Raw genomic sequence first — 16,208 nt, forward strand, 5'->3', positions numbered from 1 at the left:
CAGTTCTGGCACCGCACCAGCCCCAAGGGGGTTCTTCTAATGCGCCAAGACGTGGATAGCGAGATACTGATCGCCGGAGGCGGCCCCGCTGGTGCCGCTCTGGCCATGCTGCTGCATCGCGCCGGCCGGCGAGTCATCCTGGTGGGGCGTGTACGCGATTACCGGGCCATCGAGGGCATTGCCCGGCGCAGCCTCCAGGCCCTACAAAGCTTGGGGCTGCACCGGGCCGCCGCTTGCGCGGTGGGTCCTTTGCCGCGGCGAGTCACCTGGGGTGGTAAAACTCGAGCGCCCAACGCCGAGTGGCTGCTGCCGCGTCCATCCTTCGATGCCGCCCTGCTGGAAGATCTTCACGAGGCTGGTATCCCAGTGATCAAAGCGCGGGTCACGTTCCTGGAGAGCCAGAAAAGTGACGTTCGCCTGGGCTTGGCAGATGGTCGCGTACTGACTGCTTCCTGGGGCGTGGAGGCCCGGGGACGGGCAGCGGCGCGGCGCCAGTTCCGCGACGCCGCTCCCTGGTCAACCCCTGCCTGGATCCTACGCGGCGAGGCCGCCGACCCAGACCCCGCCAGTGCTGCCCTGTCGTTGCCCGGTGGAGGCTGGGCCTGGTGGTCGCGGCTCAAAGGCCAGCAGTATCTGCAGCTGGCCCTACCGGAAGCGACGCTACGTCGGGCACGGCATGACCCCAGCACCTGGCTAGCCGCCCAGCTCGACCTGGCACAGCTCTGGGGCCAAGCCGAGATTAGCCACCACTACCAACGCCCTAGCCTACTGGGGCGCACCCAAGTGAGAGAGGGGCGCCTCTGGCGCCTCGGAGATGCCGCCATGGCCATCGATCCCCTCTCCGGACAGGGCATTTTCAACGCGCTCTCCTCAGCCCACGGCCTAGCACCAGTTCTCAATAGTCTCTTTGCGGAGACCAGCATCGCGCCCCTAGAGCGCTTCCACCAACGCCGTCAGGATGCCCAGTACTGGCGTTTCGCCCGGGCTGGACGCGACTTCTACCGTCAGGCTGCCTATCAAGAGTCGATAGACGCCGATCCGGCGCCCTACTGGACGGCGCGCTGTCACTGGCCCGATCATCAACCGCTACATCTACCAGAGCCTTGGGCTCAAGTACGAGTGAGACGCGGCCTGGCTATCATTGGTAACCACTTGGCCGAGCGGGAGCTGGTGTTTACCCCGGACCAGCCAATGGGGATCCAGGCAGTGGCGGGAATTCCCTTAGCGCCCTTGGTCAAGGCTATGCAGGATGGCGACCACGCAGCGGCTCGGGCACTATTGGCCGCCGCTGGCCCCGCAGCCATGGCGATAGTCCGCTGGTGGGCCGATCACCCTGACTGGCCAGCGCTGCCCGAGCCCCACTCTCTTGGCAGTGCTCCCCTTTCACCGATTGACTCCGCCAGCCAATAGCCCAGCGCATGGGCCACAGCGAAGCTGGCCCCGCCCAGCGCAGGAGGAGTCTCCATCGGTGGTGGCCCCACCTGCCAGGGTTGCCAAGCGTTACCCTCCCGAGCCGCCCAGACGCAGGCGTACCAGTGGCCATTCCGATCACGCCGTGGCGAGCCCGGCATCAGTCCCGCGGCGCCGCTGACCGCTATCACCCCGGGCCAGGCGGCTGGGTAGACCGGCGCCCCAAAGCGTGGGCTGGCAGCAACGATGCGGGTGCCCGCGGCCTGTAGCCTCTCCACCGCCTCCTGCAGTCGCGTGTCGGCTCGGGGCAACCCCAGACTACATAGCAGCCAAACCGGTGGTGCCTCTGCTTGCCACTCGAAGGCCGCAGCAAGGGCAGCGGCGTTGGCGGTGAGACGCTCCTCGAATAGCTTGTAGAAGGCGATTTCCAGCCGCGTGAGCGGCAAATAGTGGCCCAGGGTGGCGAGGATCGCCCGGCCGTGACCAAGGCGATCCCCGGGGTCAGCACCGCTGGGCGAATGGAAACGCGCCATGGACATACCAGGAGGCACCCCACTATCGATAACCCCCAGGGTCGGGCTGATGGCCGGAATTAGAGACATGACGCCGTCTCCACTGCGACCAGCTGCCCTTGCTGGAGTCGATAGTAGGCATCCAGATTGCCAAAGTGGTCGCTTTGGTGGCTGATGATCAGCCGAGTGGTATCTCCCAGCACCTCATCAAGCAAGGCATCGAAGGTTCGGGCAGCCACTGGATCCAGCGCCGCAGTTGGCTCGTCCAGTAGAACTAGGCGAGGCTTTTTTAGCAGTGCCCGAGCCAGGGCCAGGCGCGAGCGCTGGCCGCCAGAGACCTTACCCCCCAGGTCACCCAACTCGCTCTCTAACCCTTCCGGCAGGGCGGTCAGCCAGTCGGCGAGCCCAACGCGGGAAAGCGCGTCAATCAACTCGGCATCGCTTGCCTCAGGGGCCAGGGCGCGCAGGGTCTCGGCCAAGCTGCCGCGTAGCAGGCTGGGGTGCTGTTCCACCCAAGCAACCTGCTTGAGCCAATGATGGCGGGAGAGCGCATCAAGCGGCACGCCATCGACACGGATTTCGCCCGACTCGAGCGTCTCCAGCCCTAGTAACAGACGGATTAGGCTGCTCTTGCCTGCCCCGGAGGGACCGGCAATCAGCACCTTGCTACTCGGCGGAAGCGCGAGATCAATACCATCCAGAAGCCAACCGGACTGGCCGGGATGGCGGAAACGTACACTCTTCAAACAAAGCTCACCAGGCCCGGTAGGGCGACTGCCCCGATAGGGGTCACGCATAGCAGGCTCATTGAAGAGCTCGGCCAAGCGGCAAGCGCTGACCCGGGCCCGCTGCCACCCCCCATAGAGACCCAGCAGGCCACCGATGGGGGCCATCACCATACCGAGATACGCCAACAGGGCCACCAGCTCACCGAGTTGCAACTGCCCCTGAATCACCAGATAGCCGCCCAACAGCAGCACCCCGGCCCGGGCCAGAGAGAGGATCAGCTGGGGCCCCACGTCGCTGAGAAAGCCCACCCGACGCACCGCCAACAGGCGTCGCAGCTGCTCGTGTCCAAGCCCCTGGAGACGATTGAGTCGCGACGACTCCAGTGCCTGGCCTTGAAACCAGGGGCCATGGGCCAGAGTATCCTGCCAGAAGCCGGAGAGTTCCCCGCTCTGCTCACGAAGTGCCTGCTGACGGAGAGTCAGCGCCGGGCGCCAAGCGCGCAGCCACAGCCATTGGATGGGGACTAGCACGGCCACCAGAGCCATCAGCATGGGGCTGAATAGGCCAATCATAGCCAGCGCTCCCACCAGCCCTAACAGATTGGAGAGTCCGCTAAGCAGGCCGTCCAGGGCGAAGCCCTGGAGGATAGACAGGTCGCCATCTAGACGGCTCATCAGATCGCCTCGCCCTCGCGCCTGCCAGCGGGCCGGTGCCAAGCGCAGCAGGTGGCGAAGCAAGGAGCGACGCAGCGAGAGCAATAGTCGGGCAGAGAGCGCCACATGCTGCAGGCGGGTTAGCCCCTGTAGGGCCAAGGCGGAGAGCCCCAACACCACCAGGGCGGCGACGTAAGCGGCAACGGTGCTGAAGTCCCCCTGCATAAGGCCGTGATCGATCAAACGCTGGGTGAGCAACGGAGGCAACAGCGCCAGCAGGGTCGCCACTAGGCTCAGCGTCAGCAGCCGGGCCAACGCTAGGCGCCGCGCCTTGAGGGGGCGGTAAAGCCAGCCCCAGGGCAGCGCCCCTGTGTCACGGGTGAAGTCAGGCTCGCGCATCGACGCTCTCTTCATTCATCAACTATAAGGGTTGCCCCCAGCAAAAATGGCCGATCGCTTTCACAAGCGCCGGCCAGAAGGATCATGCAGCGGCAATCTAGAAGCGTGCCACCTTCAGCGTTGCGGTGCTCATATCACCGGGCAGGCGAATGCGCCCCAGATCATTGAAGTCATCATCATAGATGGCGATATCACTGGAAGCGCCGCCCAAGTAGATCCGCGAGCCGTCATAGGAAGTATTAATGCTGTAGTAAGTATGATCAAGATCGATCACCTTCACGATCTCTTGAGTACGGGCATCCAGCTTGCTGAGCTGAGTGTAGACGCCATAAAAGACGTCCCGCTCCCGGGGATCAGAAACCATAGAGAAGATGATGAACTCGAAAGGGGCTATCTCCTTGTTCTCGGTCTCGCCGGTGGCTAGGTCGACGCGGCTGATGCCCCAGTGCCATGCCTCGCTCTCCTCGCCAGGATGCTCCGCCACCGTGTAGGGGCGCAGGAACTCGTTGGTTACCTCTCCCATAGACCACACGGCTAAGGAGTCTGGCGGGCTAAAGCTGGGGCGATCCCAATTTCGGTTGGCGATAGCGATCTCGGTCTCGCCGTTTGCCGGGTCGACCCGATAGATATCAGCGCCAGCGAGATAGAGATTACCATCCTCGGCGGCCCCCATGGTCGTCACCTGGCGCGGTGCTGGGAAGGTGGCCAGGGGCTCGGCATCAAGACCGGCTGCGGTGTCATAGACTGCTAGCTGGGGCTCCAATACTTCGTAGTGGTCAAGGCCCAGCCGCGCCCGATCCCAGACGCTATAGAGGCGGCTGCCATCGGGACTCAAGGCAAGGGAAGCGATGGATTTAGCGCGTATTGAGTTGCCTGAGCCACTGGCACGAAAGACTTCCTCACAGCTGGTGAGGTCAATCCCCACTACGTCTTCCCAACGATTGTGCAGCACATAGGCGATCCGCTCATCCGGCGATAGCTGCAGGGTGCCAGAGCCAAAGGCGCCTTCTACGTCACAGGTACGCACTACCTCCTGGGCCTCCGGATCAATCACGTAGAGCTGGTTGGGACGGGCCATGGTTACCAGATACTCACGTGCTTCATCAGCGCTGGTTGCACCGGCAACAGCAGCATTAACTACCAGAGACTGGGCAGCGAAGGCCAGCACCCCCATTAGGGTCAGATTGAGCCGCTTAATTTCTGAGCTATTCATCACTTATCGTCTCCCGGATAGACACTATCGAACTTGCGCCAATCATCCTCAGCGCGGTCGGCTCCATCCCCCCAGTTGGGGTAGGTGTTCATAGTGTCCGGCACCTGAGCAGGCCACCAGCAGGGATCAGCGCAGCCATAGAGATCCGCTTCCATGGGCTGGCACAGCGAAGCCACGCCGCCGAAGGGATCTACTTCCCAGCCTGGATCGAAGCTGGAAGTGCACCCGGCGATGGTCTGCATGGCCTGCACTTCTTCCAGGGCCTCTGGGCTAGCGGCCCGTTCCATTTCGCGGGCCTTGCGGTTGAGGGGCGCCAACCCCAGGGCGGTCAAGTTCTTCTTGTTATTCGTCATGCTGTCTGCCTCCCGGCCAGGGGGCCGTCGAGAAAATCGGGGTTATGACGCAGGATGCGAGCGTAAGCTTGAATGCCGAAATCGACCCAGTCGCGCATCAGGTCGCAATAGTGGTAGGTGGGGGTCATGGGGTCGCCATAGCGGGCATAGCTCTCGTGGTAGCAACCGCCGGAGCAAAGATTTCGGATCCGACAATTACTGCAGCCACGCTCGGTGCGATCACTCCTGGCCTCGATAAACTGCTTGAGGCCTGCGTGATCGAGCCCCTCCTGGACGCTGCCGAAGGTGGGCATTTCGGAGCCCGTGAAACGGTGACAGAGGTGCACATCGCCCGCATGATCCACCGAAACCAGCCCTAAGCCAGCCCCACAGGGCACCGCCTTGCTGCGCCCTTCCCAAAGGTCGGTGAGCAGTTGGTTGAAGTTGCCGAAGCCGATATCGCGCCCCTGAATGGCGGCTGCCACGGCCCGCTCACCAAGCTCGACCATACCGTCGAAGACCTGTTTGAGCTCGTCGCTGGTAAGATTGTAGTCAGCCATATCACCGGAGGTGACTGGAGCGAAGCCTGCTTCGGCGAAACCCAGCTCGTTAACCAAGTGGTCGTGAATACCGATAACGTCGGTGATGCCACGAGTCAGGGTCACCCTGGCTCCCACCGGTCGTGAGCGATAGCTGGCCAGCAGCGGCTTAATGCGCTTGGCGACCAGATCGTAGGTGCCCTGGCCGTTGACCGCAATGCGGTTTTTGTCGTGGACCGCCTTGGGGCCGTCCATGCTCACCGTAAGCCCAAAACGATGGGCGTCGAAGAAGGCGATCTTCTCCTCATTCAGTAGCGTGGCGTTGGTGGTCAGCGTGAAATCTACTGCCTTACCAAGCCCGTGAATGCGCGCCTCAGCCCAGTCCACCACCTGGCGGATCAAGGGCATGTTGCTGAGCGGCTCGCCGCCAAAGAAGACGATGTTGTAGCGATCCCGCTGCGGGGCTTCGCGCAGCATCATCTCGATAGAGGCCTGGGCGGTGGCCAGCTCCATCTTCTTACCGTCCCGAGGGTTATCCAAGTCTTCCTTGTAGCAGTAACTGCAGCTAAGGTTGCAACCGGTGTTGACGTTGAGCACCACGGTAGAAAGCGGGAACTGCTCCACCTTTACACTAGGATTATAAGCCTGGACAACGCCATCGGTGATCAGCTTCAGCGCCTTGAGCTGTAGCAGCCGTTCCTGGATATCGTCGCTACTGACCTGATGTGTCAGGTGGCCCGGCAGCGCCCGGCTATCGAGCCCCTCTTCTCTTCCGGCCAGAGCCAGCAGCTCCTCGCTGAGGGCATCCGGGGCGAACAGGCTGGTGGTGGGGATATGGAACCACAACGGCTGGCCTTCTACTTCCATCCGGTGCAGGTTCTCGGGTATGGCTTGTAAAATTCCCATGGTGATCTCCTAGCGAAGCGGCGGGTTGTTCCAGCGTTGTACGGTAACGATCAGTTGGGCTTCGTCCTGTATCGCCTCCTGTCCTACCACACTGGCGGTCACCCGTAGGTTGCCCACGCTGTTGGCGTTGTACTGACGCAGCGGGTTGGGCCCAGCCCCGGCAGGTGAGAAGATCCCTGTGGCGGCGTCCAGTATGCCCGTAAACCTAGCATCCTCGTCGCGCTCGGCGATCTCGTCCCAGGGGGACACGCTCCAACGTACCGGTACCTGCCCCAGCGGGATGGTCTCATCAGCCCCGTCCAGATAGCCGGCGGCGGTGAAGACGCCACTCACTGGCGGAGTCTTATCGTTGCCGATGCGAGCAACTCCCAGCGCTGGACTTACCTCCAAACGATCTACCGTGCGATAGCCAGCCAGCAGCCTCTCAGCACTGATCTCGCCGATCTGCATAGCCAGCCAGCCGGGTGTGAGATCGGTGCTAGTCTCAACGTCCAGCACTAGGCGCATGTCGCTACGTTCGATCACCTTACGCACGGTGACGCCCTCACCCAGACTGATCTCTCCTTCCCCAAGACCGTGGCCCAGCAGCACCAGCCGGCTGCGCTCGCCGGCCTTGAGCGAAGCGGGCAGGCTGGCTAACACCGCAGGCTCGGCCGCTTCGTGAGGAATCATCTCCACCATCATCCCAAACGCTTCGTCATGGTCGTCGAAGATACGCCCGCTGGGGTGCGCGCCGGAGAGATCCAGCACCTGCTTGAGATCACGACCGTTGAGGTTCAGGTTGGCGCGCCACTCGTAGCCGGTATAAACGATGGCCTGGCCTTCGCCACTGAGCGGACGACCACTGGTGAAAGCACCGTCCAAGCTAAGCGAGTAGGCATCCTCGCCTTCAGCGGCGTTAATAGTCACGTCGGCATAAAAGTCGCCTTCTCCGGGCCAGTGCCCCCAGAGCTGCCAGTCGCCCTCAGGAGAGGTCTGTTCGGCCTGCTGCCATGACTCCCAGGCTTCATTTTCGAGACTTTGAGTCTCGGCCAGCCAGGGAGCGATCTCGTTCAGGGCGAGATCGAACCAGTCACGATCCCGTGCCATGGACTGGTACTCAATGGTCTGGAACTGGCCCACATGGAAGTGCACCAGTCTCTCCCACTCTTCCTGGGGGCGGCGCTGCAGTTGGGCGCGGCCACCAGTATGACAGCGGGCACACATCTCCTGGTAGCTGGGATGATCAAAGGACTCAATACGGTTGAGGCGTCGCTCAATCAGCTCACGCTGGGACGCGCTCTCCTCGGGCGCCAGGCCGCGGGTATCGGCGAGGAACTTGACGATATCCCGGCGGGCTTCCTGGGGCAGCTCCAGGCCGTGCATAGTTTGCATGCGCGCGATCGTCATGTCCCAGCCTTCCGGGGTCTTACGCTGCGCACTAATACGGCTCCAGCTCTCGGGGCCACTTTGGGTCTGATGACAGGCTGAACAGTGCCTGTCGATAGCCTCGCTGCCGGCAGAGGCCAAGACAGTGCCCGTAGGCAGCAGCAGGGCTAGGCTACAGAGCCCTGTAGGAAGTACATGTCTCATCACGGGAAGTTCTCCACGCATTATTATTGTCGTGATGTTCACCTGCGGTTCTCTTCGCGGACGAACATCGAAGGTGTATGCCAGTCCCGTTCAACTTGCATTGACCGCGCCGACTATCAACAATTTCTTTTTATTCATATAGTTGAAGCAATTTACTTGTCTGAGTTTTTTTAGATTTTCAATCAATCGACAGCAATCAGTGCCCCAACTTGCAACAGTTGCGTATGGACTTGAAACACTTTGTCTCTTCAAATTTGATCATCGTTTACCGTGACGGCAGCCGAGGTTTTCGGACGACTCAGGTTTGAGACTTGGCGCTCAGGAAGGAGTGGGATTATGGGGCGACTACAAAGACCGCTTGAGGCTATCAACCTGTGGTTGGGTGGGGGATGGCTCGCCAAGGGGGACGCGGTGGTAGCGAGCCATACCATAATTATCGCCTTGCTACGCTATGCTCTGCTGCTTAGGCTGTGTATCACCGGCCAGTAAGGTTGGGCGGTCAGCATCGAGCTCTGTCAGCGGTTCACAAGGCTCCAAGCTGTCTCGGCAACGGGTCACTAAACGCTGATACTCTTGAGTACCCTGCTGCTTCCAAGCAAACTCTTCATCGCTCAGCGCCCGCTTAACCTTTGCAGGTGCCCCCATCACCAATGACTGTGGCTCGCACTCAAATCCCGCTTTGACGAACGCGGCCGCCGCAACAATGGAGCGCTCCGCTATGTGGGCACCGTCCATCACGACAGCGTTCATACCAACCATGGCATCACGCCCAATCACGCAGCCATGCAAAACCGCGCCGTGGCCGATATGGCCATCTTTCTCAACCTTAGTGACACAGCCCGGAAAGCCGTGCATGACGCAGGTATCCTGCAGGTTCGCGCCCTCTTCCAGCACCAGGCGGCCGAAGTCACCACGCATCACCGCGCCAGGGCCAACGTAACAATTGGGGCCAACAATCACATCCCCGATGAGCACTGCGGTCGGGTGGACATAAGCGGTTGGGTGCACCACTGGCGTCACCCCTTCAAGTCGATAGTAAGGCATCACGTTCTCCGTTAGTTCGGTTGGCCGTGGCGACGGCTTTGCACCACCACGAAACGGCTGGCGACAAAAGCTTGGTTACATAGCGAGGCATTAGCTGCCGGATTACCGCCTGTGGCGTGAAAGTCACTGAAAGCAGCCGACTGGTTGACGAATATCCCCCCATCCAGGTTCAACGAGAGCGGGGTTGTCACTTCCATCGCCAGCTCTTCGAACTGGTTGGCTACTGTCTCATCAGTCGTATAGCCACCGAGGGTTATCGCGCCTTTTTCCCGGATCACCTGACGCGCCAGTTCAATGCTATGCGCGGTATTCTCAGTCGCGATGACAAAGCTGATGGGACCGAAGCGTTCCTCGCTATAGGTAGCCTTCTGTGCTGCATCTACCTTGAGGATAAGCGGCGTGTGAATGCGGGCGTCAGGGAACTGAGCGTGCGCTCGCGGCTCGCTATCCAGGGCCATTTCGCCCAAGTCACGGCACTCATCAATCCGAGCTTGCGTCTCCCGCGACTGGAGGGCACCCAGCACCGTGCAGGCGCGGTCGTTGTCGCTCAGAAACGCTTGGACGGCTTTGGCAAGCGCTGCCGCCACGTCGTCAAAACTTAACTGGCCATCTGCTGTTTCAATACCGTTTTTGGGTACATAAATGGCCTGAGGGGTCGTACACATCTGGCCGGAATAGAGGCTCAGCGAGAAAGCCAGGTTCGCTGTGACCGCTTTGAGATTTTCCACGCTGTCGATAATGACTGTATTGACACCGGCTTTTTCAGCGAACACTTGAGCCTGAGTGGCGTTATCTATCAGCCAATCGCCAAAGGCATTGGAGCCGGTGAAATCGATCAGTTTGACCGCAGGATCAAGCGCCAGCGTTTTCGTCAGCGGTGCATCGACAGTGTCGGGTATCAGGCTAACCAGACAAGGGTCAAAGCCCGCTTCCTCCAGTACCTGTTGAACAACCCGTGCGGTCATTGCCACTGGCAGAATAGCGCCAGGATGCGGTTTAAGAATGACGGGGTTGCCTGTCGCCAGACTGGCAAACAAGCCAGGATAAGTATTCCAGGTGGGAAAAGTAGAACAGGCCACCACCAACGAGATGCCGCGTGGCACTATGTGAAAACGCTTATCCATGACAATGGGATCATGCTTGCCCTGGGGCTTAACCCACTGTGCGGTAGCAGGAATCTGCGCCATCGCCTGCCAGGCATAGGCCACTGCTTCAAGGCCGCGATCTTGGGCATGCGGCCCACCCGCCTGAAACGCCATTAACGGCCCCTGGCCGCTAGTATGCATCACCGCCTGGGCGATCTCAGGGCTCATGGTATTTAGCCGTGACAGGATTTCCAGACATACTCCCACACGCGCCTCAGCCCCGGCACTCCGCCAGTCACGCATTGCGACCTGCATGGCCGCTATCAGCTCGTCAGGGTTTGGCTGGTCATAAGTAATGCCAAGTTCAAACCCATAGGGTGAGACTTCGCCACCCACCTGCTGGGTGCTGCCAACACGATTCAGCGCGAATGGTTGATTGAGCAGTGACTCAAATCTCGATGGTGCCGCTTTAACGGCATCCTCAGGGTATTTGCGCATGCTTTCTGGATAGGGCGTCCAGAAATTACGCCTAGAAATGGCGTCGACAGCCTGGTCAAGAATGTCACGGTGAAGGTCAAACATCTGCTGCGCTGATTGCGTCATGGGGGCGCTCCTGCACTCACTTATTTTTTTTGATACGCTATAGTAAAGAAGACTATCTTTCCCGTAACAAAACATCAAACGCTTTCCCTGGCGCCGCTTGCTTAAGAATTAGCCCACCACGATCAATAAACTCGATATATACGGGCTAAAGATCACTTTTCGGGCCAATTTCCCACCTTTCATACCATGGTCTAACAACTATCACTCACTCGCTATAAATACATACAAGCCATTGTTAAAAAAACATAAATTATCAAAAACACCAATAAGCGACACACTAACAACAATCAAACAATATTGATGTGTATCAAAATAAACCTATACTCGACAGATATTCATCCTGTGCGCCACAGGCCGAACTGAGGTAACAATGCCCACTACGCTCAAAATACCCCCACCCCTTGAGGGCGTTTTATGCATCACGCTGAATCGCCCAGAAGCACTGAATGCGCTAAATACGCAGCTTCTCGGCGAGCTCGCCGACACCTTGAGCGACGCGGATAGTAACGACAACGTTCGCGCCGTGGTGATTACCGGCAATGCAAAAGCATTTGCCGCCGGTGCGGATATTAACGAGATGGCTGAACGTGACTTGGTGGGCATGCTGGAAGATCCTCGCCAGCACCACTGGGCCACCATTACGCGTTTTCGCAAACCGATCATTGCCGCCGTCAATGGCTATGCCTTGGGCGGTGGCTGCGAGCTGGCTATGCATGCCGACATCATCATCGCCGGTGAAAACGCCCTGTTCGGCCAGCCCGAAATCAATCTAGGCATCATGCCCGGCGCTGGCGGTACCCAGCGCTTGCTAAGGGCAGTGGGCAAATCACTGGCCACCCAGATGGTGCTGACTGGCGAGCCCATTTCCGCTCGCCGCGCCCTTGAAGCAGGCCTGATTAGCGAGATTACCCAGCCCGAATTAACCCTTGAGCGCGCCATGGCCATTGCAACGCGCATTGCCGCCAAGGCACCGCTGGCCGTGCGCTTAGCAAGGGAGTCGTTACACAAGGCGATGGATACCGACCTAACCACCGGACTGCGCTTTGAACGCCATGCGTTCACCTTGCTAGCGGGCACCGCTGACCGCGAAGAGGGCATTCGCGCCTTCCAAGAAAAACGACCTGCCACTTTTCAAGGGCACTGACACAAGGATACTCCCCATGAGCCAAGCGCCCCTGCTTTACAGCGTGGAAGACGGCGTCGCCCGTATCACGCTGAACCGCCCCGACAGCCTGAACAGCTTCAATACTGACATGCATGCCGAGATGCGTAAGGCGCTAAAAGCCGTGCGTCAGGACGCAAGCGTTCGCGCTTTGTTACTGACCGGCAACGGCCGAGGCTTTTGTGCCGGTCAGGATCTTTCCGACCGCAGCGTCGCACCCGGCGAGCAAGCTCCCGACCTCGGTGAGTCGCTTGAGAAGCGCTACAACCCTATGCTGCGCGCCCTTAAAGACATGCCGTTCCCGACTATTTGTGCAGTGAACGGCGTGGCCGCAGGTGCCGGCGCCAACATCGCCCTGGCCTGCGACATCGTATTGGCCGCGCGTTCGGCAAGCTTTATTCAGGCCTTCTGTAAGATCGGCTTGATTCCAGACTCCGGCGGAACTTGGACACTGCCTAACTTGGTCGGCATGGCGCGCGCCAAAGGCCTGGCAATGTTGGGTGACAAACTTCCCGCCGAGACCGCCGAGCAGTGGGGCATGATCTGGCGCTGCGTCGATGATGAGGCGCTACAGGAAGAAGCCATGAACATGGCTCGCCACCTGGCCACTCAACCGACGCGCGGCTTGGCGCTGATCAAGCGCGCCCTGCACGCCAGCAGCGATAACAGCTTCAACGAACAGCTCGACCTGGAACGTGATCTGCAGCGCCTAGCCGGACGCACCGAAGATTACCGCGAAGGCGTCAGCGCCTTTATCGAGAAACGTCGTCCGACCTTCAAGGGAGAGTGAGATGTCAGCCCTCCCCACGTCCGCCGTTATTGGCGTGATCGGCGCAGGCGCCATGGGTGCCGGTATCGCTCAGGTTGCCGCTCAAGCTGGCCACTCAGTCATCCTGCATGACAATCAACCGGGTGCCGCCAAAGCGGGCATTGAGAACATTCGCCGCCAGTTGGAAAAGCGTGTTGCCAAGGGCAAGATGAACCAAGGGGATGTGGATAACATTATTGCTCGCCTGCAGCCCGCCGATACTATCGATGCCTTAGCCGACAGCCGTTTGGTTATCGAAGCTATCGTCGAAAATCTTGAGATCAAGCGTCAGGTATTCGCCCAGTTGGAAGCGTTATGCACAGCGGACACCTTGCTCGCCAGCAACACTTCGTCACTGTCGATTACCTCCATTGCCGCGAACCTTGAACACCCAGAGCGCATGGCGGGAATGCACTTCTTCAATCCTGCCCCCATCATGAAGCTGGTGGAAGTAGTGTCGGGCTTGGCGACCACCAGCGAGGTTGCTGAAACCCTGTACGCCACTGCCGTTGCCTGGGGCAAGGTCGCGGTGCACGCCAGCTCTACTCCAGGGTTTATCGTTAACCGTGTGGCACGGCCATTCTATGCTGAAGGGCTACGTCTGCTGCAGGAAGGTGCCAGCGATGCCGCCACGATAGATGCGCTGCTGCGCCAGGCGGGCGGGTTTCGTATGGGGCCTTTCGAGCTGATGGACCTAATCGGTCATGACGTTAACTACGCCGTGACCCGCTCGGTGTTCGATGCCTACTACGGTGACACCCGTTTCGAACCTTCCTTAGTACAGCAAGCGCTGGTGGAAGCCGGACGCCTGGGGCGCAAATCGGGCCAAGGCTTTTTTGACTACGCGGGTGAAAACGCTGCGAAGCCACAACCTAAGTTTGCGGCACCAGCAAACGCGGAACTACCCGCACTTGTCGTACAGGGCGACCCTGGCGTGATCGTTCCACTGCTGGAGCGCGCCCAGGAAGCTGGGCTCGACGTCGTTCGTCGCGAATCACTCCAGCCAGATGGCACGCCTCGCTTATATCTGGGTGACCTGGTGTTGGCTCTTAGCGACGGGCGGTGCGCCGCCGAGCGCGCGGTCAATGAAGGGCTCAACGCCCTGGTCCTGTTCGACCTGTGCCTGGACTACCGCAACGCCAGCGCCATCGCACTTGCTGCCAGCCACACCACATCACCTGAAGCCCGCCAACTGGCAACGGCGTTCTTCCAACGCCTGGGGATCGACGTGGCTTGGCTAACCGACACCCCAGGGCTGGTGGTGCTGCGCAGCGTGGCTATGCTCGCCAATGAAGCTGCCGACGCCGTACTCCAGGGTGTCTGCAGTGCCAAGGATGGCGACCTGGCCATGCAGGCCGGCGTCAACTACCCCCGCGGCCCCTTGGCCTGGGCAGACTCACTGGGCCTGCCCTTCGTTCACCGCACCCTGACGCATCTACAGCAGAGCTACGGTGAACAGCGCTATCGCAGCTCATTTCTGCTACGGCGCAACGCCTTGAGCGAGGAAAGCTTTCATGAGTGATACCCAACTGACCCCACAACAGCTGGCGGAAGCCTGTGCCGACGCGATGTTTTCCCGCGACCATGCCAGCCAAGGGCTAGGCATGCGTATTACCCGCGTGGCCCCCGGCTTCGCTGAACTGACCATGACCGTGCGTCAAGATATGGTTCAAGGGCACGGCAACTGCCATGGCGGATTTCTATTTACCCTGGCCGATTCCGCCTTTGCGTTTGCCTGCAACAGCTACGATGAAGCCACCGTCGCCGCTGGCTGCAATATCGACTACCTCGGCCCTGGCCAGCTAGGCGACGAGATCACCGCCACCGCCGAAGAGCGCAGTCGCCGTGGCCGCACCGGCATATACGACATTACGTTGCGCAATCAGCACGGCGATACCATTGCCTTGTTCCGCGGACGTTCCTACAAAATTCGCGGCAGCGTACGCCGCCTGGAAGATACTGACGCAGAAAATACTGCTGCTGGAGATAACCAATGAAAGACGCACTGATCATTGATGCCATTCGCACCCCGATAGGTCGCTACGGCGGCGCACTTTCCAGCATGCGTGCCGATGATCTGGGGGCCATTCCGATGCGTACTCTGATGGAACGCAACCCAAGCGTCGACTGGTCATTGATTGACGATATCTTTTACGGCTGCGCCAACCAGGCCGGGGAAGATAACCGTAACGTGGCGCGCATGTCCGCGCTGCTGGCAGGGCTGCCGGTCGAGGTACCCGGCACTACCATTAATCGGCTGTGCGGCTCAGGCATGGATGCGATAGGCAATGCCGCCCGCACAATTAAAACCGGCGAGGCGGGATTGATGATCGCTGGAGGGGTCGAGTCGATGTCGCGGGCGCCCTTCGTAATGGGCAAGGCCGAACAAGCCTTTTCACGCCAAGCTGATATTTTCGACACCACCATCGGCTGGCGCTTTATCAATCGCGCTATGAAAGCTCAATTCGGCGTGGATTCCATGCCCGAAACCGCTGAAAACGTAGCGGAGCAGTTTGGCATTTCTCGACAAGATCAGGATGCCTTTGCGCTGCGCAGTCAGCAGCGCACCGCCGCCGCGATGGAGGCAGGCCGCCTGCGCGAAGAGATAGTGCCCGTCGAGATACCCCGCCGCAAACAAGACCCATTGATCGTGGATACCGATGAGCATCCGCGCGCCACTACGACCGCCGAGCAGCTTGCCAAGCTGCCCACGCCCTTCCGCGAAGGCGGTAGTGTGACAGCGGGAAATGCCTCGGGGGTTAACGATGGCGCCTGCGCGCTACTGCTGGCATCTGCCGAGCAGGCGGAACGCTTCAGCCTCACGCCACGCGCTCGTGTGGTGGGTATGGCCACCGCTGGCGTGGAGCCGCGCATTATGGGATTCGGCCCCTCACCCGCTACCCGCAAGGTACTCGCCCAGACTGGGCTTACCCTTGACCAAATGGACGTCATCGAACTTAACGAAGCCTTCGCGGCTCAGGCCTTGGCGGTCATGCGTGACTTGGGACTGAGCGATGATGCCGAGCACGTCAATCCCAACGGAGGCGCCATTGCACTTGGCCACCCGCTGGGCATGAGCGGCGCTCGATTGGTGACTACCGCCCTGCATGAACTCGAACGTCGGCAAGGGCGCTTTGCGCTATGCACCATGTGTATTGGTGTCGGACAGGGCATTGCTCTGATCATTGAGCGCTTATAAGCCCCTCACCCTGAGCAAAGCTCATAAAACGTAGCCCAATAA

Annotated in this window: 14 protein-coding genes; 6 read left to right on the forward strand and 8 right to left on the reverse strand. The window is 60.1% G+C overall.

What is annotated here, in order from left to right; translation table 11 throughout:
* Nucleotides 1–39: 39 nt before the first annotated feature.
* A complete protein-coding gene (gene qhpG, locus NF683_RS05140; protein ID WP_253921460.1) occupies nt 40–1,410 on the forward strand; it encodes a flavin-dependent monooxygenase QhpG in 1,371 nt (456 codons plus the stop codon).
* Here qhpG and NF683_RS05145 read toward each other — a convergent pair.
* The 8 genes from NF683_RS05145 to paaN all read right to left on the reverse strand — a co-directional run bounded on the left by NF683_RS05145 (nt 1,329) and on the right by paaN (nt 10,997).
* Nucleotides 1,329–2,012, reverse strand: coding sequence for a S8/S53 family peptidase (locus tag NF683_RS05145; RefSeq protein WP_253921461.1), 684 nt, complete (start codon nt 2,010–2,012; stop codon nt 1,329–1,331). The genes qhpG and NF683_RS05145 overlap by 82 nt on opposite strands.
* A complete protein-coding gene (locus NF683_RS05150) occupies nt 2,003–3,703 on the reverse strand; it encodes an ATP-binding cassette domain-containing protein (RefSeq protein WP_253921462.1) in 1,701 nt (566 codons plus the stop codon). The genes NF683_RS05145 and NF683_RS05150 overlap by 10 nt, the downstream gene beginning before the upstream one ends.
* 97 nt (nt 3,704–3,800) lie before the next feature.
* Nucleotides 3,801–4,916: a quinohemoprotein amine dehydrogenase subunit beta gene (peaD, locus tag NF683_RS05155; RefSeq protein WP_253921463.1), complete on the reverse strand. Its 1,116-nt coding sequence runs from the start codon at nt 4,914–4,916 to the stop codon at nt 3,801–3,803.
* Nucleotides 4,916–5,269: a quinohemoprotein amine dehydrogenase subunit gamma gene (gene qhpC / locus NF683_RS05160; RefSeq protein ID WP_051626386.1), complete on the reverse strand. Its 354-nt coding sequence runs from the start codon at nt 5,267–5,269 to the stop codon at nt 4,916–4,918. The genes peaD and qhpC overlap by 1 nt, the downstream gene beginning before the upstream one ends.
* Nucleotides 5,266–6,693, reverse strand: a complete 1,428-nt coding sequence (gene peaB, locus NF683_RS05165; RefSeq protein ID WP_253921464.1) for a quinohemoprotein amine dehydrogenase maturation protein — start codon at nt 6,691–6,693, stop codon at nt 5,266–5,268. The genes qhpC and peaB overlap by 4 nt, the downstream gene beginning before the upstream one ends.
* A 9-nt stretch (nt 6,694–6,702) precedes the next feature.
* Nucleotides 6,703–8,265, reverse strand: a complete 1,563-nt coding sequence (gene peaA, locus NF683_RS05170; protein WP_232471530.1) for a quinohemoprotein amine dehydrogenase subunit alpha — start codon at nt 8,263–8,265, stop codon at nt 6,703–6,705.
* A gap of 444 nt (nt 8,266–8,709) precedes the next feature.
* A complete protein-coding gene (gene paaY, locus NF683_RS05175; RefSeq protein WP_253921465.1) occupies nt 8,710–9,309 on the reverse strand; it encodes a phenylacetic acid degradation protein PaaY in 600 nt (199 codons plus the stop codon).
* An 11-nt stretch (nt 9,310–9,320) separates the two neighbouring features.
* Nucleotides 9,321–10,997, reverse strand: coding sequence for a phenylacetic acid degradation protein PaaN (gene paaN, locus NF683_RS05180; RefSeq protein WP_253921466.1), 1,677 nt, complete (start codon nt 10,995–10,997; stop codon nt 9,321–9,323).
* A 370-nt stretch (nt 10,998–11,367) separates the two neighbouring features.
* Here paaN and paaF point away from each other — a divergent pair, with 370 nt between their 5' ends.
* Genes paaF through pcaF form a run of 5 tightly spaced genes read left to right on the forward strand, consistent with a single transcriptional unit; the run spans nt 11,368 to nt 16,166 of the window.
* The gene (paaF, locus tag NF683_RS05185) at nt 11,368–12,141 is read left to right on the forward strand and encodes a 2,3-dehydroadipyl-CoA hydratase PaaF (protein ID WP_253921467.1); all 774 of its coding nucleotides are present in this window, start codon (nt 11,368–11,370) and stop codon (nt 12,139–12,141) included.
* Nucleotides 12,142–12,157: 16 nt separating this feature from the next.
* On the forward strand, nt 12,158–12,949 hold the full coding sequence (gene paaG / locus NF683_RS05190) for a 2-(1,2-epoxy-1,2-dihydrophenyl)acetyl-CoA isomerase PaaG (protein ID WP_146944972.1): 792 nt from the start codon (nt 12,158–12,160) through the stop codon (nt 12,947–12,949).
* Nucleotide 12,950: 1 nt separating this feature from the next.
* A complete protein-coding gene (gene paaH, locus NF683_RS05195; RefSeq protein WP_253921468.1) occupies nt 12,951–14,489 on the forward strand; it encodes a 3-hydroxyacyl-CoA dehydrogenase PaaH in 1,539 nt (512 codons plus the stop codon).
* Nucleotides 14,482–14,964 (forward strand): hydroxyphenylacetyl-CoA thioesterase PaaI, encoded by a 483-nt coding sequence (gene paaI, locus NF683_RS05200; RefSeq protein ID WP_253921469.1) that lies wholly within the window; start codon nt 14,482–14,484, stop codon nt 14,962–14,964. Before paaH ends, paaI begins: the two co-directional genes overlap by 8 nt.
* Nucleotides 14,961–16,166, forward strand: a complete 1,206-nt coding sequence (pcaF, locus tag NF683_RS05205) for a 3-oxoadipyl-CoA thiolase (RefSeq protein ID WP_253921470.1) — start codon at nt 14,961–14,963, stop codon at nt 16,164–16,166. Before paaI ends, pcaF begins: the two co-directional genes overlap by 4 nt.
* Nucleotides 16,167–16,208 lie beyond the last annotated feature (42 nt).

It is taken from the genome of Halomonas sp. MS1, from assembly GCF_024182575.1.
In the GTDB taxonomy this organism is placed as follows: domain Bacteria; phylum Pseudomonadota; class Gammaproteobacteria; order Pseudomonadales; family Halomonadaceae; genus Vreelandella.